The sequence below is a fragment of the Pseudomonas sp. S35 genome, assembly GCF_009866765.1.
Classification (GTDB): Bacteria; Pseudomonadota; Gammaproteobacteria; order Pseudomonadales; family Pseudomonadaceae; genus Aquipseudomonas.
The window spans coordinates 1-20551 of the sequence record NZ_CP019431.1 but is presented as its reverse complement, the minus strand read 5'-3'; the positions used below and the strand labels follow the sequence as shown (position 1 = coordinate 20551).

Annotated in this window: 17 protein-coding genes; 10 read left to right on the top strand and 7 right to left on the bottom strand. The window is 59.7% G+C overall.

Features of this window, described 5'->3' with window-relative positions:
• Positions 1-76 precede the first annotated feature (76 nt).
• The 5 genes from def (at position 77) to PspS35_RS00065 (ending at position 4640) form a co-directional block, all read left to right on the top strand.
• Positions 77-583 carry a peptide deformylase gene (def, locus tag PspS35_RS00085; RefSeq protein ID WP_159932192.1) on the top strand — a complete coding sequence of 169 codons (507 nt, stop codon included), beginning with the start codon at positions 77-79 and terminating at the stop codon, positions 581-583.
• Between the two features lie 69 nt (positions 584-652).
• The gene (gene fmt, locus PspS35_RS00080) at positions 653-1606 is read left to right on the top strand and encodes a methionyl-tRNA formyltransferase (protein ID WP_159932190.1); all 954 of its coding nucleotides are present in this window, start codon (positions 653-655) and stop codon (positions 1604-1606) included.
• Positions 1603-2913 carry a 16S rRNA (cytosine(967)-C(5))-methyltransferase RsmB gene (rsmB, locus tag PspS35_RS00075; RefSeq protein ID WP_159932188.1) on the top strand — a complete coding sequence of 437 codons (1311 nt, stop codon included), beginning with the start codon at positions 1603-1605 and terminating at the stop codon, positions 2911-2913. Before fmt ends, rsmB begins: the two co-directional genes overlap by 4 nt.
• A gap of 23 nt (positions 2914-2936) precedes the next feature.
• A complete protein-coding gene (gene trkA / locus PspS35_RS00070; protein ID WP_159932186.1) occupies positions 2937-4310 on the top strand; it encodes a Trk system potassium transporter TrkA in 1374 nt (457 codons plus the stop codon).
• Positions 4311-4328: 18 nt separating this feature from the next.
• Positions 4329-4640, top strand: coding sequence for a hypothetical protein (locus PspS35_RS00065; protein WP_159932184.1), 312 nt, complete (start codon positions 4329-4331; stop codon positions 4638-4640).
• A 72-nt stretch (positions 4641-4712) separates the two neighbouring features.
• On the opposite strand, the gene PspS35_RS00060 is transcribed toward PspS35_RS00065, so the two are convergent.
• The gene (locus tag PspS35_RS00060) at positions 4713-5600 is read right to left on the bottom strand and encodes a lysophospholipid acyltransferase (protein WP_122306920.1); all 888 of its coding nucleotides are present in this window, start codon (positions 5598-5600) and stop codon (positions 4713-4715) included.
• A 40-nt stretch (positions 5601-5640) separates the two neighbouring features.
• Entirely contained in the window at positions 5641-6198 is a 558-nt protein-coding gene (tag, locus tag PspS35_RS00055) for a DNA-3-methyladenine glycosylase I (RefSeq protein ID WP_159932182.1), read from the bottom strand.
• A gap of 81 nt (positions 6199-6279) precedes the next feature.
• On the opposite strand from tag, the gene glyQ reads away from it, so the two are divergent.
• The 4 genes from glyQ (at position 6280) to PspS35_RS00035 (ending at position 10677) form a co-directional block, all read left to right on the top strand.
• Positions 6280-7233: a glycine--tRNA ligase subunit alpha gene (gene glyQ / locus PspS35_RS00050; RefSeq protein ID WP_003213601.1), complete on the top strand. Its 954-nt coding sequence runs from the start codon at positions 6280-6282 to the stop codon at positions 7231-7233.
• The gene (gene glyS / locus PspS35_RS00045) at positions 7230-9284 is read left to right on the top strand and encodes a glycine--tRNA ligase subunit beta (protein ID WP_159932180.1); all 2055 of its coding nucleotides are present in this window, start codon (positions 7230-7232) and stop codon (positions 9282-9284) included. Before glyQ ends, glyS begins: the two co-directional genes overlap by 4 nt.
• Positions 9284-9823: a D-glycero-beta-D-manno-heptose 1,7-bisphosphate 7-phosphatase gene (gene gmhB / locus PspS35_RS00040; protein ID WP_174244848.1), complete on the top strand. Its 540-nt coding sequence runs from the start codon at positions 9284-9286 to the stop codon at positions 9821-9823. Before glyS ends, gmhB begins: the two co-directional genes overlap by 1 nt.
• Before the next feature lie 83 nt (positions 9824-9906).
• Positions 9907-10677, top strand: coding sequence for a lysophospholipid acyltransferase family protein (locus tag PspS35_RS00035; RefSeq protein ID WP_159932178.1), 771 nt, complete (start codon positions 9907-9909; stop codon positions 10675-10677).
• Positions 10678-10855: 178 nt separating this feature from the next.
• Here PspS35_RS00035 and PspS35_RS00030 read toward each other — a convergent pair whose 3' ends face one another.
• Positions 10856-13141 (bottom strand): CHASE2 domain-containing protein, encoded by a 2286-nt coding sequence (locus tag PspS35_RS00030; protein ID WP_159932176.1) that lies wholly within the window; start codon positions 13139-13141, stop codon positions 10856-10858.
• 370 nt (positions 13142-13511) lie between these two features.
• Between PspS35_RS00030 and PspS35_RS00025 the strand changes: the two genes are divergently transcribed.
• Positions 13512-14234 (top strand): response regulator transcription factor, encoded by a 723-nt coding sequence (locus PspS35_RS00025; protein WP_159932174.1) that lies wholly within the window; start codon positions 13512-13514, stop codon positions 14232-14234.
• A gap of 108 nt (positions 14235-14342) precedes the next feature.
• On the opposite strand, the gene gyrB is transcribed toward PspS35_RS00025, so the two are convergent.
• From gyrB to dnaA, 4 genes are read right to left on the bottom strand one after another with little or no spacing between them, the layout of a single operon-like run.
• A complete protein-coding gene (gene gyrB, locus PspS35_RS00020; RefSeq protein WP_159932172.1) occupies positions 14343-16760 on the bottom strand; it encodes a DNA topoisomerase (ATP-hydrolyzing) subunit B in 2418 nt (805 codons plus the stop codon).
• 4 nt (positions 16761-16764) lie between these two features.
• The gene (recF, locus tag PspS35_RS00015) at positions 16765-17868 is read right to left on the bottom strand and encodes a DNA replication/repair protein RecF (protein ID WP_122306927.1); all 1104 of its coding nucleotides are present in this window, start codon (positions 17866-17868) and stop codon (positions 16765-16767) included.
• A gap of 20 nt (positions 17869-17888) precedes the next feature.
• The gene (gene dnaN / locus PspS35_RS00010) at positions 17889-18992 is read right to left on the bottom strand and encodes a DNA polymerase III subunit beta (protein ID WP_005783345.1); all 1104 of its coding nucleotides are present in this window, start codon (positions 18990-18992) and stop codon (positions 17889-17891) included.
• 38 nt (positions 18993-19030) lie between these two features.
• Positions 19031-20551, bottom strand: coding sequence for a chromosomal replication initiator protein DnaA (gene dnaA, locus PspS35_RS00005; protein WP_159932170.1), 1521 nt, complete (start codon positions 20549-20551; stop codon positions 19031-19033).

Sequence of the window (20551 nt, the reverse complement as noted above, 5' to 3'; positions counted from 1 at the left end):
GGGCGTTTCACACCGGCCGTATGGGTCCATCCCACCGCCGATTTGCCTTTACCTCACATGTGCAGCAATTACGCTTATGGCTATTTTGAACATCCTCGAATTCCCCGACTCGCGCCTGCGCACGATCGCCAAACCGGTGGCCGTAGTGGACGACAAGGTTCGTCAGTTGGTCGATGACATGTTTGAAACAATGTATGAAGCCCCGGGCATCGGCCTCGCCGCCACCCAGGTCAATGTGCATCAGCGCGTCGTGGTCATGGACCTGTCGGAAGACCGCAGCGAGCCGATGGTGTACATCAACCCGGAATTCGAACCGCTGACCGAAGAGATGGGCGAATACCAGGAAGGCTGCCTCTCAGTGCCGGAGTTCTACGAGAACGTCGAACGCCCGTTACGCGTGAAGATCAAGGCGCTAGACCGCGACGGCAAGCCGTTCGAGCTGATTGCCGAAGGCCTGCTGGCAGTGTGCATCCAGCACGAATGCGACCACCTCAACGGCAAGCTGTTTGTCGATTACCTGTCCATGCTCAAGCGCGACCGGATCAAGAAGAAGCTGGAAAAAAAGCATCGCCAGCAAGCTTGATGCCCTTCTTCCAAAGGCTTGCTGCGGCAAGCCTTTTTCTTTTGTGACTGCTTTTAACCGAGACCTCCCATGACCGAGCCACTGCGCATTGTTTTTGCCGGCACCCCAGAATTTGCCGCCGAACACCTCAAGGCCCTGCTTGCCAGCCCTTACGACGTGGTCGCGGTGTACACCCAGCCGGATCGCCCGGCCGGTCGCGGGCAAAAACTGATGCCGAGCCCGGTCAAGCAGCTGGCGCTGGAGCACAACGTTCCCGTGCTGCAGCCGCCGACCCTGCGCAACGCCGAAGCCCAGGCCGAACTCGCCGCGCTCAAGCCCGACCTGTTGGTGGTAGTGGCCTACGGTTTGATCCTGCCGCAAGTGGTGCTGGATATCCCACGTCTGGGCTGCATCAACAGCCACGCCTCGCTGCTGCCACGCTGGCGCGGTGCGGCGCCGATCCAGCGCGCGGTGCAAGCCGGTGATGCTCAAAGCGGTGTGACCGTGATGCGCATGGAGGCAGGTTTGGACACCGGCCCGATGCTGCTCAAAGTCGTTACGCCGATCACCGCCGAAGACACCGGCGGCAGCCTGCACGACCGCCTCGCCGAAATGGGCCCACCGGCCGTGATCCAAGCGATCGCCGGTCTCGCTGCCGGCACCCTGGAAGGCGACGTGCAGGATGACAGCCTGGCCACCTACGCCCACAAATTGAACAAAGACGAAGCGCGCATCGACTGGAACCGCCCGGCGGTAGAGCTGGAGCGCTTGGTACGTGCCTTCAACCCGTGGCCGGTCTGCCACAGCACCCTCGACGGCGAAGCCTTGAAAGTGTTGGCCGCCACATTGGCCGACGGCACAGGCGCCCCCGGTGAAATCATTGGCGCTAGCAAAGACGGCCTGTTGGTCGCCTGTGGTGAGCAGGCGCTGTGTCTGACCCGTCTGCAATTGCCCGGCGGCAAGGCGCTGAATTTCAGCGACTTGTTCAACAGCCGTCGTGAGAAATTTTCCCTGGGCACCGTACTTGGGGTGGCCGCGCAATGAACCCACGTCTGGCCGCCGCCAAGGCTCTCGCCGCCGTACTCAACGGCAAGGCTTCGCTGAACAGTTCGCTGCCGACGCAGTTGGATAAGGTCGAGGACCGTGATCGCGGTTTCACCCAGGACCTGGCCTTTGGCACCGCCCGCTGGCAACCGCGCCTGTCGGCACTGGCGGCCAAGCTGCTGCAAAAGCCGTTCAAGGCCGCGGACGCCGATGTCGAGGCGCTGCTGTTGGTCGGCCTCTATCAGTTGCTCTACACCCGTGTACCGGCCCACGCCGCCATCGGTGAAACCGTCGGTTGCGCCGACAAGCTGAAAAAGCCTTGGGCCAAGGCCTTGCTCAACGCCGTGCTGCGCCGCGCCCAACGCGAAAGCGAAGCCCTGCTGGCCGAGCTGGAACATGACCCGGTGGTGCGCACCGCTCACCCGCGCTGGTTGCAAAAATCCCTCAAGGCCTTCTGGCCCGAGCAGTGGGAAGCCATTTGCGCGGCCAACAATGCGCATCCACCCATGATTTTGCGGGTCAACCGCCGTCATCACAGCCGTGACGCCTACCTGCAATTGCTCACCGACGCCGGCATCAACGCCACGCCGTGCGTGTACAGCGTCGACGGCATCGTGCTGGAAGCCGCCACTGACGTGCGCAGCCTGCCGGGCTTTGCCGAGGGTTGGATCAGCGTGCAGGACGAAGCCGCGCAACTGGCCGCCGACTTGCTCGACCTCGCCCCAGGCCAACGGGTGCTCGATGCCTGCTGCGCGCCGGGCGGTAAGACGTGTCACATTCTGGAGGTCGAAAAAGACCTGGCCGGTGTAGTAGCTGTCGACCTGGAAGCCAAGCGCCTGGTGCGCGTACGGGAAAACCTCGCACGCCTGGGCCTGAGCGCCGACCTGATCGCCGCCGATGGTCGCGACACCGCCACCTGGTGGGACGGCAAGCCATTCCAGCGCATCCTGCTCGACGCGCCGTGCTCAGCCACCGGCGTGATCCGCCGCCACCCGGACATCAAGCTCACCCGCCAACCTGACGACATCGCCGCCCTGGCCGCGCTGCAAGGTGAACTGCTGGACGCGATGTGGCCAACCCTGGACGTCGGCGGCATCCTGCTCTACGCCACCTGCTCCACCTTGCCTACCGAAAACACCGAGGTGATCCAAGCCTTCCTCTCCCGCACCAGCGGCGCACGGGAACTGGACCTGGCCACGACAGCCGGGATCAAGCAGCCCCACGGCCGCCAATTGCTGGCACAAGAAGGCGGACACGATGGCTTCTACTACGCCAAACTGATCAAGATCGCCGCCGCACGCGGCTGAATGGTTTTTGAGGGAGTGACCGGATGAAAATCATCATCCTTGGGGCAGGGCAGGTTGGCGGCACACTGGCCGAGCATTTGGCCAGCGAAGCCAACGACATCACCGTGGTCGACACCGACAGCGAGCGCCTGCGCGACCTGGGCGACCGCCTGGACATCCGCACCGTACAAGGTCGTGCGTCGTTTCCTACGGTGCTGCGTCAGGCCGGTGCCGACGATGCCGACATGCTGGTGGCTGTGACCAACAGCGACGAGACCAATATGGTCGCGTGCCAGGTCGCGCACACCTTGTTCCACACCCCGACCAAGATCGCCCGGGTACGCGAGGCCGCCTACCTGACCCGCGCGGGCCTGTTCGACAACGACGCGATCCCGGTCGACGTGCTGATCAGCCCGGAACAAGTGGTGACCCACTACATCAAGCGCCTGATCGAAATTCCGGGCGCCTTGCAGGTCATCGACTTCGCTGGCGGCAAGGCGCAGTTGGTGGCGGTGAAGGCCTACTACGGTGGCCCGCTGGTTGGCCAACAACTGCGCCAGCTACGCGAACACATGCCTAACGTGGAAACCCGCGTCGCGGCGATTTTCCGGCGTGACCGGCCGATCCTGCCCCAGGGCGATACCGTGATCGAGGCCGACGACGAAGTATTTTTCATCGCGGCCAAAGCGAATATTCGCGCCGTGATGAGCGAAATGCGCCGGCTCGACGAGAACTACAAACGCATCGTTATCGCCGGCGGCGGGCAGATCGGCGAGCGGCTGGCCGAGGCCATCGAAAGCCGCTATCAGGTGAAGATCATTGAAATGAGCCCGGCGCGTTGCCGGCATTTGTCCGACACCCTCGACAGCACCGTCGTCCTGCAAGGCAGCGCCTCGGACCGCGACCTGTTGATGGAAGAAAACATCGCCGACGCCGACATCTTCCTGGCCCTGACCAACGACGACGAAGCCAACATCATGTCCTCGCTGCTGGCCAAGCGGCTGGGGGCGAAGAAGGTGATGACCATCATCAACAACCCGGCCTATGTCGACCTGATCCAGGGCGGCGATATCGACATCGCCATCAGCCCGCAACTGGCGACCATCGGCACCTTGCTCGCCCACGTGCGCCGTGGCGATATCGTCAGCGTGCACTCCCTGCGCCGGGGCGCGGCAGAGGCCATCGAGGCGATTGCCCACGGCGACGCCAAGTCGAGCAAGGTGATCGGCAGGGCCATCCGCGATATCGGTTTGCCTCCGGGTACCACCATTGGCGCGATCATCCGTGACGAAGAGGTGATCATTGCCCACGACGATACGGTGATCGCTACCGGCGACCACGTCATCCTTTTCCTTGTGGATAAAAAACACATCCGCGATGTGGAGAAGTTGTTCCACGTGGGGCTGAGCTTTTTTTGATCAAACGGAGTGGTTCAAATGCTCGAATCCCTGGAAAAAATGCTCGCCAAGGGTGTGGATAATTCGCTGCTGCGCTTTGGGCTGGGCAAGGGTTATCTGGATCTGAAGGACAATGCCAAGGCGGCCGAGCATTTGCACAAGTGCGTCGAGTTTGATCCGAAGTATTCGGCGGCGTGGAAGTTGTTGGGTAAGGCGCAACTTGGCTTGAATGATCTGAGCGCCGCACGGCTGGCATGGGATAAGGGCATAGAAGCGGCCCAAGCCCATGGCGATAAGCAGGCCGAAAAAGAGATGATCGTATTCCTGAAGAAACTCGACCGAAAGGCTTAAGCGGAACCAAATGTGGGAGCGAGCAAGCCCGCTCCCACATTGTTTTTTGCCGACCTTGCGTTCAGTGGTGAATCAGTACCACCGCTCTTCACCCGGCGGGCGTTTCTTGAAGCGTTTCATGCTCCACATGTACTGGCTCGGATAGGCGCCAACATAACGCTCCACCACCTTGCTCATCGCCGCGCAGGACGTTGCGGTGTCGGTGCTGTACATGTCTTCCGGTGCCGCTTCCAGGATCACTTTGTAACCCGAACCGTCCGGCAGTCGCAGGGCGTGCAGGAACACACCGACCGCCTTGTGGCCCGCGAGCATGTTCGGCACAAACTTGCTGGTGAGCGCCTGGGTGGCGAAGAACGGCACGAAGATCCCGGCGGATTCAGCCGGCTCCGGGTCAGCGGGAATACCCACCTGGCCACCCTTGCGTACCTCTTTGATGACACTGAGGATGCCTTCCTTGGTCGACGCCGCCACCCGGTTGCCCAACTGCACGCGCTGCTTGCGCAGCAACTCGTCCACCGCCTTGAGCTTGGGCGGGCGGTAGAAAATGATCGGTTTGCACTGGTTGCAGTAGAAGTGGTTCAACACTTCCCAGTTGCCCAGGTGGCTGGTAATGCCGACCACGCCTTTGCCCGAGGCCAGGGCTTCGTGCAGCACTTCCAGGCCTTCGACCTCACGTACCAAGTCGATGGAACGCTGGGCCGGCCAGATCCAGGCGCAGGCGCTTTCGGTCAGGGACTTGCCGATGTCCATCAGGCTCTGGCCAACCAGGCGCTCGCGCGCGGCCGGGTCCATGTCCGGGAAACACTTGGACAGGTTGATCCGCACCGTCTCGCGGGAGCGGTTGGGGGTTTTCCACATGATCCAGCCAATCGCCGTACCGACGGCCTGGACGGCGCGCCAAGGCAGCAGGGCAAACAACCGAAGAGCGCCTACCAGCAAGGCGCCTTTAAACTTTTCCACAGGTCACTCCTGATCGTGTGTGGTGCGCAAATCGACCATTCTAACCGGCGTTGACCAAGTCCGCGTAACGGTCGCAGTCCTGCGTGTGGTCCATGACCATGCCAGAGGCCTGCATGAACGCGTAGCAGATGGTCGGTCCAACAAAGGTGAAGCCGGCTTTTTTCAGGGCTTTGCTCATGGCTTCGGCCTGCGGTGTAATCGCCGGGACCTCGCTGCGATCCTTGAAATGATTGACCTTGGGCACGCCGCCGACAAACGACCAGAGCAAGCCCACCGGGTCTTCCAACGCCAGCCAGGCCGCCGCGTTGCGCCGTGTGGCGTTGAGCTTCAAGCGGTTGCGCACGATGCCCGGGTCAAGCATCAGCGCTTCGATCTCGTCATCACTCAATTGCGCCAAGCGCTGGGCATCAAACCCGAACAAGACCTTTCGATAATGCTCGCGTTTGCGTAAAACGGTGATCCAGGACAGGCCCGCCTGGAACCCTTCGAGCAAAAGCAACTCGAACAAACCCTGCGCATCGCGTAGCGGCGTTCCCCACTCCTGATCGTGATAAGCCATGTACAGCGGATCTTCAGAACACCAAAAGCAGCGTGGCATAAGGCTCCAGGGAGTGGTGGCGGGGCCGAATCGGGTATACTCCCGCTCTTTAAATCGCAGCCCAAGTAACAGGTGAATTTCGTGAGCCAGCCTACGCCAGCCGTGCGTACCTTCCAAGACTTGATCCTCGCCCTCCAGCAATACTGGGCCGAGCAAGGTTGTGTGGTACTTCAGCCCTACGATATGGAAGTAGGCGCCGGCACTTTCCACACCGCTACATTCCTGCGGGCCATCGGCCCGGAAACCTGGAACGCCGCTTATGTGCAGCCCAGTCGTCGCCCGACTGACGGCCGCTACGGCGAAAACCCGAACCGTCTGCAGCACTACTACCAGTTCCAGGTGGTGCTGAAGCCGAACCCGGACAATTTCCAGGAACTGTACCTGGGCTCGCTCAAGCATGTGGGCCTGGACCCGTTGGTCCACGACATCCGTTTTGTCGAAGACAACTGGGAGTCACCGACCCTGGGCGCCTGGGGCCTGGGCTGGGAAGTCTGGCTCAATGGCATGGAAGTGACGCAGTTCACCTACTTCCAGCAAGCGGGCGGCATCGAGTGCTACCCGGTGACCGGCGAAATCACCTACGGCCTCGAGCGCCTGGCCATGTACCTGCAAGGCGTGGACTCGGTCTACGACCTGGTGTGGGCTGACGGCCCGTTCGGCAAAGTGACCTACGGCGATGTGTTCCATCAGAACGAAGTGGAGCAGTCCACTTACAACTTCGAACACGCCAACGTCGAGAAGCTGTTCGAGCTGTTCGACTTCTATGAAAGCGAAGCCAAGCGCCTGATCGAACTCGACCAGCCGCTGCCGTTGCCAAGCTATGAAATGGTGTTGAAGGCGTCCCACACCTTCAACCTGCTGGACGCCCGCCGTGCCATCTCGGTAACCGCGCGCCAGCAATACATCCTGCGAGTACGCACCCTGGCGCGTTCCGTCGCCCAAGCCTACCTGTTGGCTCGCGCCAAGCTGGGCTTCCCGATGGCGACCCCGGACCTGCGTGATGAAGTGTTGGCTAAGCTGGAGGCTGCACAATGAGTGCTCAAGATTTCCTGGTTGAACTGGGCACCGAAGAGCTGCCACCCAAGGCACTCAACACCCTGGCCGATGCATTCCTGGCCGGTATCGAAAAAGGCCTGCAAAGCGCTGGCCTGAAGTTTGAAGCGAAAAAAGTCTACGCCGCGCCACGTCGCCTGGCGGTGTTGCTGACCGCGCTGGAAACCCAGCAGCCGGACCGCAGCATCAACCTCGACGGCCCGCCGCGCCAGGCGGCTTTCGATGCCGAAGGCAACCCGACCCAGGCCGCCCTTGGTTTTGCCAAGAAGTGTGGCGTGGAGTTGAGCGAGATCGACCAGAGCGGTCCGAAACTGCGTTTCAGCCAGGTCATCACCGGTAAGCCGACTGCCAGCCTGCTGCCAACCATCGTTGAAGACTCCCTGAACGACCTGCCGATCCCCAAGCGCATGCGCTGGGGCGCGCGCAAGGAAGAGTTCGTGCGCCCAACCCAATGGCTGGTGATGCTGCTCGGTGACCAGGTCATCGACTGCACCATCCTCGCCCAGAAGGCTGGCCGTGATTCCCGTGGTCACCGCTTCCACCATCCAGAGGCCGTACGCATCACCTCGCCGGCGAACTATGCCGCCGACCTGCGTGCCGCTTACGTGCTGGCCGATGCCAATGAGCGTCGCGAGCTGATCAGCAAGCGCACCGAAGAGCTGGCCCGCCTGCAGGAAGGCACCGCCATCGTGCCGCCAAGCCTGCTCGACGAAGTGACAGCGCTGGTTGAGTGGCCAGTACCGTTGGTGTGCTCGTTCGAAGAGCGCTTCCTCGACGTGCCGCAAGAAGCATTGATCACCACCATGCAGGACAACCAGAAGTACTTCTGCCTGCTGGACGTGGACGGCAAGTTGCTGCCGCGCTTTATCACCGTGGCCAACATCGAAAGCAAAGACCCGCAGCAGATCATCGCCGGTAACGAGAAAGTCGTTCGCCCGCGCCTGACCGACGCCGAGTTCTTCTTCAAGCAAGACAAGAAGTCGAAGCTCGAAGACTTCAACCTGCGCCTGCAAAACGTGGTGTTCCAGGAAAAACTCGGCAGCGTCTACGACAAGGCTGCGCGCGTTTCCAAACTCGCTGCCTACATCGCACCACGCATTGGCGGCGAAGCGGCCTCGGCCGCCCGTGCTGGCTTGCTGTCCAAGTGCGACCTGGCTACCGAGATGGTCGGCGAGTTCCCTGAGATGCAAGGCGTTGCCGGCTACTACTACGCCCTCAACGATGGCGAGGCCGAAGACGTTGCGCTGGCACTGAACGAGCAGTACATGCCACGCGGTGCCGGTGCCGAGCTGCCAACCACCTTGACCGGTGCGGCCGTGGCCATCGCCGACAAGCTGGATACCCTGGTGGGCATCTTCGGTATCGGCATGCTGCCGACCGGTAGCAAAGACCCGTACGCCCTGCGCCGTGCAGCCCTCGGCGTACTGCGCATCCTGATCGACAAGAAGCTGGACCTCGACCTGACCCAGGCCGTGGTGTTCGCCGTCGGCCAGTTCGGTGCCAAGGTCAAGCAAGCCGGCCTGGCCGAGCAAGTGCTGGAGTTCGTGTTCGACCGCCTGCGTGCGCGCTACGAAGACGAAGGCGTGGACGTTTCCGTCTACCTGTCGGTACGTGCCCTGAAACCGGGTTCGGCGCTAGACTTCGACCAGCGCGTACAAGCCGTACAGGCCTTCCGCAAGCTGCCCGAAGCCGATGCCCTGGCCGCGGTGAACAAGCGTGTATCGAACCTGCTGAGCAAGGCCGAAGGCCTGGGCAACGGCGACGTCGACCCTGGCCTGTTTGCCGATGCCAAGGAGTTCTCGTTGAACTCGGCCATTGCCAAGGCAGAAAACGCGGTGAAGCCGCTGATCGCCGAGCGTAACTACGCCGAAGCACTGGCGCGCCTGGCTACCCTGCGTGAACCGGTGGATGCGTTCTTCGAAGCTGTGATGATCAATGCCGAAGACGCGGGCGTGCGCAAAAACCGCTACGCCATGCTGGCGCGTCTGCGCGGCTTGTTCGTCAACATCGCTGACATTTCGACCCTGAGCTGATCATGGTGAAACTGCTGATTCTCGATCGGGACGGGGTGATCAACTACGACTCCGACGCTTACATCAAGTCGGTGGCGGAGTGGATTCCACTGCCCGGTTCGATCGAGGCCATCGCGCAGTTGAGCAAAGCCGGCTGGACAGTGGCGATTGCCACCAACCAGTCCGGCATTGCCCGTGGTTACTACGACATCGCTACCCTGGACGCCATGCACGCGCGCTTGCGCACGTTGGTGGCCGAGCAGGGCGGTGAGGTGGGGCTGGTGGTGTACTGCCCCCATGGGCCGGATGAGGGTTGCGATTGCCGCAAACCCAAGCCCGGCATGTTGAAAATCATTGCAGAACATTACAAGGTGCCGTTAGCTGGGATATGGTTCGTCGGGGACAGCCTCGGTGACCTGGAGGCGGCCAAAGCCGTCGACTCTCAGCCAGTTTTGGTAAAGACCGGGAAAGGCGAAAAGACCCAGGCGAAAAACCTGCCGGTAGGCACTTTGATTTTTGACGATCTGGCGGCAGTTGCCGCAGAACTTATCAACAACTAGCCACCCTCGACTTCCTGGCCAAGGAGTGTTCGGGAGTGCGCTTTCCAACAGGCGGGCCGTGTCCCGCAACGGTAAATGCCGCCATGTCGATCTTGCAGGCCATCAGAACCTTTTTCTTTTACCTGCTGCTGGGCACCAGTTCGCTTCTCTGGTGCACCCTGAGCTTTTTTATTGCACCCTTCCTGCCGTTCAAGGCGCGTTATCGCTTTATCAACGTCTATTGGTGCCGCTGCGCGTTGTGGCTGACCAAGGTGTTCCTGAACATCCGTTTCGAGATCAAGGGCGCGGAAAACGTCCCGGAGCAGCCCTGCGTGATTCTGTCGAACCACCAGAGCACCTGGGAGACGTTCTTCCTCTCGGCGTACTTCTCGCCGTTGAGCCAAGTGCTTAAACGCGAGCTGCTGTATGTGCCGTTCTTCGGCTGGGCCATGGCCATGTTGCGTCCGATCGCCATCGACCGTGACAACCCCAAGGCCGCACTCAAGCACGTGGCCAAGAAGGGCGACGAGCTGCTCAAGGACGGCGTATGGGTGCTGATCTTCCCGGAAGGGACGCGGGTACCCTTTGGCACCGTGGGCAAATTCTCCCGGGGCGGTACGGCCTTGGCGGTCAACGCCCAGCTGCCGGTGCTGCCGATTGCGCACAACGCAGGCAAGTTCTGGCCAAAGACTGGTTGGGCAAAGCGTGAAGGCACCATCACCGTGGTGATTGGCGAGCCGATGTACGCCGAAGGCGAAGGCCCACGGGCAATTGCTGCGCTGAATGAGCGCGCACAAGCGTGGAATGAAGCCCAACAGCGCGACATGGGTTCGCTGCCGCCGGGGCCGATTGTGGTGGACACGCCGGTGGTGTGAGCATCTGTGGATAACCTGTGCACGGTTTGTTGGCGAATTGGCTTTTTTGCTCTATAAGAAATTGATTTACTTACATATTTCTCGAGCTCATAAAATCGCTAAAAACGTGCATAAGTTTTTTCAGCATAAAAAAACCGGTCCTTGCGACCGGTTTTTTATGCACAGCCAAACAGCGCGCTCAGCTGTCTTCCAGCAACGGAAGTTGCAGGGTGAAGGTCGTGCCTTTGCCCACGGTACTTTCACAGTCAATGCGGCCTGCGTGACGTTCCACGACCGCCTTGACCATGCTCAGGCCCAACCCCAGGCCCTCGCTGCCTTGCGCGGAATCAAAGCGTTTGTATTGGCTGAACAGCTCCGGCAAATCCTCAGCGGCTATCCCCGGGCCCTGATCGCTGATGCGGCATTCCAACCAGCCTTGGGTGCTGCTGTGTCGCAACCTCACGGTGGTACCAGACGGCGAGTATTTGATCGCGTTCTCCAGCACATTGAACAATGCGCGGGTGAGCAGCGACTGATCGGCGGACACCCTACCTTCATCGGCCTCATCCAGATCATGGACAAGGTGAATGCCCTTGAGCTGGGCAATCACCGCCACTTGGTCGAAGGCATCCATCACCAGCATGGCGAATAGCGTTGGTTGGAACTGGTAGCCGTCGGCCTCGGCTTTTGCCAGTTGGACGAACGATTCGGTCAGGCTCAAGGCACGGCGTACTTGCTGTTCGATCTGGGCAAATACCGGCGCCTGCGTGTTATGCACATCCAGCAACGCGAGGATCGCTGAGTGAGGCGCACGCAAGTCATGGGAGAGGAAGCGCAACATGGTTTCGCGGTGCTGCTGCGCCTCACGCTCCTTACTCAGGTCGGTAAGGCTCAACAGCCAGCCCAGCGCCACGTCACCTTCAGCCGGCAGCAAGGGGGCAAGCTCCATGCGCAGGCTGCGTTGGTGGATGTCCCGAAACTCAACCAACTCCAACGCCGAAAGGGCAGGGCGCACACCGTTGTGCAGCGGTGGATAACCCAGGTCAACCAGTTGCTCCAGGAGGTTCTGGTTGACTAGGTCATTGCCGAACACCTCGCGGGCAATGCGGTTGGCCAGCAGGATATTGCCTTGGGTGTCGGTGATCAGCGTCGCCACCGGCAGGCACTCCAGCCCATCGGCCATAAAACGTCGGGTGTCACGGGTGCGGCTTACCGCTTGCTCCAGGGCAAAGATGCGTCCCTGCAACACATCACCTTTGCTGGCGGGGGCACGGCGGCGCTCGGGAAGAACCTTGGGCTCGTTATCCAGCCGCGCCAGTTCCCAGCCAAAGTAGGCCAGGATCACGCTCAGACGCCGCCAGTTCCAGATCAGGTAGCTGAGCAGCAAACCGATCAGGCAAGCCGCAGGCGACCACCAGTAGCCCAGCCGCAATAGAGCAAATGAGCCGAGCAAGGCCGCGAACATACATCCCAGCGTCATCCATAGGGCATAACGCGGACGGTAGAGCAGCAGACCCAGCAGCAACGCTACCAGGGATGTTGCCATCACCGCCGACAACCATTGGAGCAGGTCCACAACGCTGCGCCCTTGGAGTAAGCCATTGAGCACATTGGCCTGGATCTCCACCCCTGCCGTGGTGCCAACCATGGGAGAGAGCGGGGTGACAAAGCGATCGCCCATGCCGGATGCGGTGGCCCCTACCAGAATCAGACGGTCTCGCAGTCGCTCGGGAGGGACTTCACCACGTAATACGCTGACATAAGACACACTCGGGAAATGGGTGTCAGAGGCAATAAACGGGATGCGAACGGCATGCGTCCGGTGCCAGTCCTGGGTGATCGACGCTTCAGGTTCCCCCGGCATATCAGCCGGTTGCTGGCCGCTCATCGTATAGGCCAACCACGCCAGTTGCGGCACCGGGGCATCGGGTGGGCCTTCGCGCATATACAGGCTGCGCACCACGCCATCGCTGTCCGCTTCAACGTTGATATGCCCAACGCCCTTGGCACACTTGAGCAGTGCCAGCACGGGCGCCGCGGGTTGGCTGGCGCTGGCGGAATCGTCACGTGCCAGGGGCAACAAGACGTTACCGGCGTTGCACACCGCGTCGGCCAAGCGTTTGTCATTGGCCGGGTTTCCGGGCTCGCTGAAGATCACATCGAACAGAATACCGGTGGGTTGCGCAGCACTTAGCCGGTCGATCAGGTCGGCGTGCAAACTACGGGGCCAGGGCCACTGGCCGAGCTTTTTCAAGCTGGTGTCATCGATGGTCACCAGCAAGATACGCGGGTCCACTGGCAATGGGGTCACGCGGCGAAGACTGTCATACAGCGGGTTGTTCAGGGCAAGGCCAGGGCTCATCGACAGGTAGGCGGTGATCGGCAACAACAGCAAGCCGATCCACAACCACTCACGCACCAGCCCGTGGAACAGCCGCTGGGCATGGGTGGGTTGACGTTTTTCGGCCTTGCCCCAGAGCATCATTGATCAGCGTGTCCCTGTTGTTGGCATACGGTAGAAGGTGGCGTAACGCCCAGTGAAGCGCATTTTCGGCACTGTGGAAAAGTATTCCTGCATAAAGGGTAGAGCGCCAAAGGCCATCCACTATCAGGCCACGGGAGTTTACGACAGCGCACGCGTCGGCTGATCCTTTTCCTTATGGCCTGGAGCCGGTATCTTTCCCACATAGGTATCGAGGACTTTCAATGGGGTGACCGCTCATTGATCTCAGCGTACCGAGAGATCCAAGGGGCCATTGAATCTGCGCACAATTCTTCAGATTCAATGACCGGCATCTGCGCAGTACGTGCTCTCACTACGACTGCCGTACTCTTCGAGAAGAAAGGACCCACCCATGCGTGTCGCAATACTGGATGACGAACCCGCTGAATTGCGACGGGTAGAACAGACACTGCGACAAATCCCCAGCACCGCCGAACAGCCTTGGACCCTGCATTGCTTTGAACGCGGTGAAGACCTGTTGCGTCAATTGCGTCGGGAAACGTTTGACCTGCTGATACTCGACTGGCAACTGCCCGATATCACCGGTATCGCATTGCTACGCTGGACCCGTGAACACATGGAGTCACCGCCGGCCGTGATCATGCTCACCAGCCGTGATGCCGAAAGCGATATCGTTACCGCGTTGAACAGTGGCGCCGACGATTACGTCAGCAAACCCTTCCGCCCGAATGAACTCAAGGCGCGAGTCACTGCTGTACTGCGTCGGCATGGCCTGCAGAAATCGGCAACCCATGAAGTGCAGAGCTTCAATGACCTGACGTTCGACGATGCCGAACTCACCGTCACTCGTGCAGGCAAACCCATCAACCTCACCGAACGCGAGTACCGCCTGGCCAGTTGCTTGTTTGCCAACCTGGCCCGGCCGCTGTCCCGTGAGTACCTTTATGAGCGCTTCTGGACTCATGAAGAAATGGTATCGTCGCGGCCGTTGGATACGCATATTTATCGGCTGCGTAACAAGCTAGGGCTCACCGCCGATAGGGGTTGGCAACTGTTGACGATCTACGGGTATGGGTACCGGTTGGAGAGTGTGGCCACGGCGTCTCATGGTTAGGCAAACACCGATGTTCCACGTGGAGCATTTCAAAAACCAGTGATTTGCACGCAATAAAAAAGGCCAACGCTAAGCGTTGGCCTTTTGGTTTGGAAGGTCGAGCCCTGATCAGAAGTCCAGGTTCGACACCGCCAGAGCATTGCTCTCGATGAAGTCACGACGAGGCTCGACCGCATCACCCATCAGGGTGTTGAAGATCTGGTCTGCGCCAATGGCGTCTTCGATGGTCACACGTAGCATGCGGCGCTGAGCGGGATCCATCGTGGTTTCCCACAACTGATCCGGGTTCATTTCGCCCAGACCTTTGTATCGCTGAATGGTGTGGCGCTTGGTGCTTTCGGCCATCAGCCAGTCAAGTGCCTCTTTGAACTCCTTGACCTGCTTCTTGCGTTCGCCACGCTGAATATAAGCGCCGTCGTCCAGCAAGGTGCTCAGTTGCGCGCCCAGGGTGACCACGGTCTTGTAGTCATTGCTGCCGAAGAAGTCGCGGTTGAAGGTGACGTAGTTAGACAGACCGTGAGAGATCAGTTCGACCTCCGGTAGCCACACGTTACGTTCACGGTCTTCACGCAGGCTGGCTTTGTACACCAGGCCGGACTTCTCGACGGTGCGCAGGCGTGCTTCGTACTGGGTCAGCCAATCCTGCATCGCTGCGTGATCGCCCAACTGTTCCAGGCTTACCGCCGGCAGGTAGATGAAGTGCTCGGTCAGTTCCTGAGGGTACAGGCGCGACAGACGCTTGAGGGTCTTCATCACCATGCGGAAGTCGTTAACCAGACGCTCCAGCGATTCACCGGAAATACCCGGTGCTTCGTCATTCAAGTGCAGGCTCGCATCTTCCAGGGCCGACTGCGTCATGTACTCTTCCATGGCGTCATCGTCTTTGATGTATTGCTCTTGCTTGCCCTTTTTCACTTTGTACAACGGTGGCTGAGCGATGTAGATGTAGCCGCGCTCGATCAGCTCTGGCAACTGACGGAAGAAGAACGTCAGCAGCAGGGTACGAATGTGCGAACCGTCGACGTCAGCATCGGTCATGATGATGATGTTGTGATAGCGCAGCTTGTCGATGTTGTACTCATCACGGCCGATACCGCAGCCCAGTGCCGTGATCAAGGTGCCGACTTCCTGGGAGGAAATCATCTTGTCGAAGCGGGCCTTCTCGACGTTAAGGATCTTACCCTTCAACGGCAGGATGGCCTGGGTGCGACGGTTACGACCCTGCTTGGCGGAGCCGCCAGCAGAGTCACCTTCCACCAGGTACAGTTCGGAGAGGGCAGGGTCCTTCTCCTGGCAGTCAGCCAGTTTGCCTGGCAGGCCAGCGATATCCAGCGCGCCTTTACGGCGGGTCATCTCACGAGCCTTACGCGCAGCTTCACGGGCACGTGCAGCGTCGATCATCTTGCCGACAACCAGCTTGGCTTCGTTCGGGTTTTCCAACAGGAAGTCCGAGAAGTACTTGCCCATTTCCTGCTCTACTGCGGTCTTCACTTCGGAAGACACCAGCTTGTCTTTGGTCTGGGAGCTGAACTTAGGGTCCGGCACTTTTACCGAGATAATCGCGGTCAGGCCTTCACGGGCGTCGTCACCGGTAGTCGCGACCTTGTGCTTTTTGGCCAAGCCTTCGGCTTCGATGTAAGTGTTCAGGTTACGCGTCAGTGCGGAACGGAAACCCACCAGGTGAGTACCGCCATCGCGCTGTGGAATGTTGTTGGTGAAGCACAACAGGTTCTCGTTGAAGCTGTCGTTCCACTGCAGGGCGATTTCCACGCCGATGCCGTCTTCACGCTGGATGTTGAAGTGGAACACCTGGTTGACCGCAGTCTTGTTGGTGTTCAGGTATTCAACGAATGCACGCAGGCCACCTTCGTACTTGAACAGCTCTTCCTTGCCGCTGCGCTCATCCTTGAGGACGATACCCACACCGGAGTTGAGGAAGGACAGTTCACGAATACGCTTGGCCAGGATGTCCCAGCTGAAGTGGATATTCTTGAAGGTTTCAGCCGATGGCTTGAAGTGAATCTGCGTACCGGTCGATTCACTGTCGCCGACGATTTTCATCGGCTCTTGTGGAACACCGTGGACGTAGGTCTGCTCCCAGATTTTTCCGCTACGGCGAACGGTCAGGATCAGCTCTTCAGACAGTGCGTTCACTACCGAAACACCCACACCGTGCAAACCGCCGGAGACTTTATAGGAGTTATCGTCGAACTTACCGCCGGCGTGGAGCACGGTCATGATGACCTCTGCCGCCGAAACGCCTTCTTCTTTGTGCACATCTACCGGGATGCCACGACCGTTGTCGCGCACGGTAATGGACTCATCCGGGTGGATGATGATGCTGATGTCGTCGCAGTGACCGGCCAGAGCTTCGTCGATGGAGTTGTCGACCACCTCGAACACCATGTGGTGCAGACCGCTACCGTCATCAGTGTCGCCAATGTACATACCGGGACGTTTGCGTACGGCATCCAAACCTTTCAGCACTTTAATGCTGGTCGAGTCGTACGTGTTTTCTTCGCTCATGCCTTCACTCCCGATGGTCGTGGGTCTGGGTGATACGGCCTTGTTCCACGTGGAACAAAGCGACTGGCGTTTCCGTCTGCCAGCCTTCCCTCAATAATTCGTGGTCTACACAGGTGATAAACACCTGGCAGCGTAAGTCTTCCAACAAGCGGCATAGCGCGCGGCGGTGTTGCTCGTCGAGTTCGGACGGCAGGTCATCCACCAGATAAATACACTGACCGCGCCGGGCTTGGCTAACCAAGTGGCCTTGGGCGATACGCAGTGCACACACCACCAGCTTCTGCTGGCCACGGGACAAGATATCCGCGGCGTTGTGAGCGCCTAATCTAAGGCGCAGGTCAGCTCGCTGGGGGCCGGCTTGGGTGTGGCCAATTTGCTGATCCCGGTGCAAGGACGTGGCGAGCACTGCACTCAGTTCACGCTCTTTGTCCCAGCCACGGTAGTAGCTCAGCGTCAGCCCTTCGAGATCTAACAACTCACTCAAGGTTTGCTCAAAGACTGGTTTCAAGGCTTTGATATAGGCGCGGCGGTATTCATCTATTTCGTCACTGGCCAGGCACAGTTCCCGGTCCCAGGCCGCTTGCGAAGCGGCGTCAAGTGTACCATGCCGCAGCCATGAGTTCCGCTGCCGCAGGGCCTTCTGCAGGCGCTGCCACGTGGCCATGAAACGCGGTTCCACGTGGAACACTCCCCAATCGAGGAATTGCCTGCGGATTTTGGGCGCGCCTTCCAACAAACGGAAACTGTCGGGGTTGATCAGTTGCAGTGGCAGGATTTCTGCCAACTGGGCGGCGCTACGTGCATTTTGCCCATCGATGCGGATTTGAAATTCACCGCCGCGATCACGCGATATCCCCAGGCTGCTGTGCCCACCTTCCGCCAGTTCAACCTGGCCAAAAACGGTGCACGCCAGTTGTTCGTACTGGATAACCGGCAACAAGCGCGCACTACGAAAGGAACGGGCGAGTCCCAGCAAGTGGATGGCTTCCAGCACGCTGGTTTTGCCACTGCCATTGGCGCCGTGGAGGATATTGATGCGGGGGGAGGGGGAGAAGGTCACCGGGTGCAGATTGCGCACCGCGGTGACCGAGACGCGACTGAGGGACATCTAGCTTCTGCTGAGCATGATTACAGACGCATCGGCATGACAACGTAAGCCGAGTCGTCGTTATCGGATTCCTGTACCAGGGCGCTGCTGTTGGAGTCCGACAGAATCAGGCGAACCTGTTCGGTGGTCATCACACCCAGCACGTCCAGCAAGTAGCTCACGTTGAAGCCGATTTCCAGTGAACCGCCGTTGTAGTCGACGCCCACTTCTTCTTCCGCTTCTTCCTGCTCCGGGTTGTTGGCCTGGATCTTAAGTTGACCGTTAGCCAGTTGCAGACGAATACCACGGTACTTTTCGTTCGACAGGATCGCTGTACGGCTGAACGCTTCACGCAGGGCCTGACGATCGCCGATCACCAGCTTGTCGCCGCCTTTAGGCAGCACGCGCTCGTAATCCGGGAACTTACCGTCAACCAGCTTGGATGTGAAGGTGAACTCCCCGGTGGTGGCCCGGATGTGATGCTGACCCAATACGATGCTGACATTGCCATCCGGTTCGGTGAGCAGGCGCGCCAGTTCGAGAATACCTTTGCGCGGCACAATGACCTGGTGACGGTCAGGCTGGCCGATATCGGCCCGCATCGAGCACATCGCCAGACGGTGACCATCAGTGGCAACCGCACGGATGATGCCTTCGGATACTTCCAGCAGCATACCGTTGAGGTAGTAACGCACGTCCTGCTGGGCCATAGCGAAGCTGGTGCGTTCGATCAAACGACGCAACTTGCTTTGCTCCAGGCTGCAGGTCAGCGAGCCAGGGCCTTCTTCCACGGTTGGGAAGTCGTTGGCCGGCAGGGTGGACAGCGTGAAACGGCTGCGACCTGCCTTGACCACCAGCTTTTGCTCATCAACCTTGATGTCGATCAGCGCGTCATTTGGCAGGCTTTTGCAGATGTCCATCAGCTTGCGCGCTGGCACGGTAATCTCGCCCGGTTCAGCCGGCTCTTCCAACTGCACGCGGCCAACCAGTTCGACTTCCAGGTCGGTGCCAGTCAGGGACAACTGCTGGCCTTCGACAACCAGCAATACGTTGGAGAGCACCGGCAAGGTCTGTCGGCGCTCGACGACGCCTGCGACCAGTTGCAGAGGTTTCAACAGGGCTTCGCGTTGAATGGTGAAATGCATGGTCTAGTCCCTTGCCTTGATAAGCTGCGCTGGTGTCATCAAGTGGTCAGTGTACGCAGCAGGTTCTTGTAGTCCTCGCGGATATCCGCGTCGGATTCCTTAAGTTCGTTGATCTTGCGGCATGCGTGCAAGACAGTGGTGTGGTCGCGACCGCCAAATACATCGCCGATTTCCGGCAGGCTGTGGTTGGTCAACTCCTTGGAGAGGGCCATGGCCACCTGACGCGGACGTGCAACCGAGCGCGAGCGGCGCTTGGATAGCAGGTCGGAAATCTTGATCTTGTAGTACTCGGCCACGGTGCGCTGGATGTTATCCACACTCACCAGTTTATCCTGCAGTGCCAACAAGTCTTTCAGGGATTCGCGAATCAGCTCGATGGTGATGTCGCGGCCCATGAAGTGGGAGTGTGCGATGACCCGCTTGAGCGCGCCTTCCAGCTCACGCACGTTGGAGCGAATGCGTTGGGCAATGAAGAAAGCAGCGTCGTGCGGCAGGTCGACCTTGGCCTGGTCAGCCTTTTTCATCAGGATCGCAACACGGGTTTCCAGCTCGGGTGGCTCTACCGCAACGGTAAGGCCCCAGCCAAAGCGCGATTTCAAGCGCTCTTCCAGGCCTTCGATTTCCTTGGGATAACGGTCACTGGTCAAGATGACCTGCTGGCCGCCTTCGAGCAGGGCGTTGAAGGTGTGGAAGAACTCTTCCTGGGAACGTTCCTTGCGGGCAAAGAATTGAATGTCATCGATCAGCAAGGCGTCAACGGAGCGATAGAACCGCTTGAACTCGTTGATGGCATTGAGCTGCAAGGCCTTGACCATGTCAGCCACGAAGCGCTCCGAGTGCAGGTACACGACCTTGGCATTCGGGTTCTTCTTTAATAGGTGGTTACCCACAGCGTGCATCAAGTGAGTCTTACCCAAGCCCACGCCACCATAAAGGAAGAGCGGGTTGTAACCGTGCTTGGGGTTATCTGCCACTTGCCAGGCAGCGGCGCGAGCCAACTGGTTGGATTTACCTTCGACGAAGTTCTCAAAGGTAAAGGTGCGGTTCAGGTAGCTGGTGTGCTTGAGCGCGCCTTCTACTTGCACCGTGCGCTGCTCGGCACGGATCGGTGCCTGTTGCGAGCTCGCCCCAGCCATCGGGTCGAAGCTGTCGCGGGACGGTTCTTCATTAATAGGCGCGTTTTTCTGCGACGCTGGTTTCGAAGACGTCTGGGCAACCGGCGCGGGCGCGTTATTAACAGGTGCCGCTGCGGCCTGAGCCTGCGAGGCACTCGCCGCCAACGGCGCATTCGGCGCGGCACGCGGTGCCGAGCTGCGTTTGCTGCCTATTAGCAGAGAAAGCGAGGGCGCGAGGCCGTTGCCATGTTCATCGAGCAATTCGAGAACGCGGCTCAGGTACTTCTCGTTGACCCAGTCGAGAACAAAGCGATTGGGTGCATAGACACGCAACTCGTCGCCTTCGGCTTCGACCTGTAGTGGACGGATCCAGGTGTTGAATTGCTGGGCAGGCAGCTCATCGCGCAAAAGCTCCACGCACTGCTGCCAAAGTTCCACTGACAC

Bases quoted from the DNA above. Each gene is read 5' to 3' on its own strand.
- def (WP_159932192.1), top strand. From the start codon at position 77: ATGGCTATTTTGAACATCCTCGAATTCCCCGACTCGCGCCTGCGCACG.
- fmt (WP_159932190.1), top strand. From the start codon at position 653: ATGACCGAGCCACTGCGCATTGTTTTTGCCGGCACCCCAGAATTTGCC.
- rsmB (WP_159932188.1), top strand. From the start codon at position 1,603: ATGAACCCACGTCTGGCCGCCGCCAAGGCTCTCGCCGCCGTACTCAAC.
- trkA (WP_159932186.1), top strand. From the start codon at position 2,937: ATGAAAATCATCATCCTTGGGGCAGGGCAGGTTGGCGGCACACTGGCC.
- PspS35_RS00065 (WP_159932184.1), top strand. From the start codon at position 4,329: ATGCTCGAATCCCTGGAAAAAATGCTCGCCAAGGGTGTGGATAATTCG.
- tag (WP_159932182.1), bottom strand. From the start codon at position 6,198: ATGCCACGCTGCTTTTGGTGTTCTGAAGATCCGCTGTACATGGCTTAT.
- glyS (WP_159932180.1), top strand. From the start codon at position 7,230: ATGAGTGCTCAAGATTTCCTGGTTGAACTGGGCACCGAAGAGCTGCCA.
- PspS35_RS00035 (WP_159932178.1), top strand. From the start codon at position 9,907: ATGTCGATCTTGCAGGCCATCAGAACCTTTTTCTTTTACCTGCTGCTG.
- PspS35_RS00030 (WP_159932176.1), bottom strand. From the start codon at position 13,141: ATGATGCTCTGGGGCAAGGCCGAAAAACGTCAACCCACCCATGCCCAG.
- PspS35_RS00025 (WP_159932174.1), top strand. From the start codon at position 13,512: ATGCGTGTCGCAATACTGGATGACGAACCCGCTGAATTGCGACGGGTA.
- gyrB (WP_159932172.1), bottom strand. From the start codon at position 16,760: ATGAGCGAAGAAAACACGTACGACTCGACCAGCATTAAAGTGCTGAAA.
- recF (WP_122306927.1), bottom strand. From the start codon at position 17,868: ATGTCCCTCAGTCGCGTCTCGGTCACCGCGGTGCGCAATCTGCACCCG.
- dnaN (WP_005783345.1), bottom strand. From the start codon at position 18,992: ATGCATTTCACCATTCAACGCGAAGCCCTGTTGAAACCTCTGCAACTG.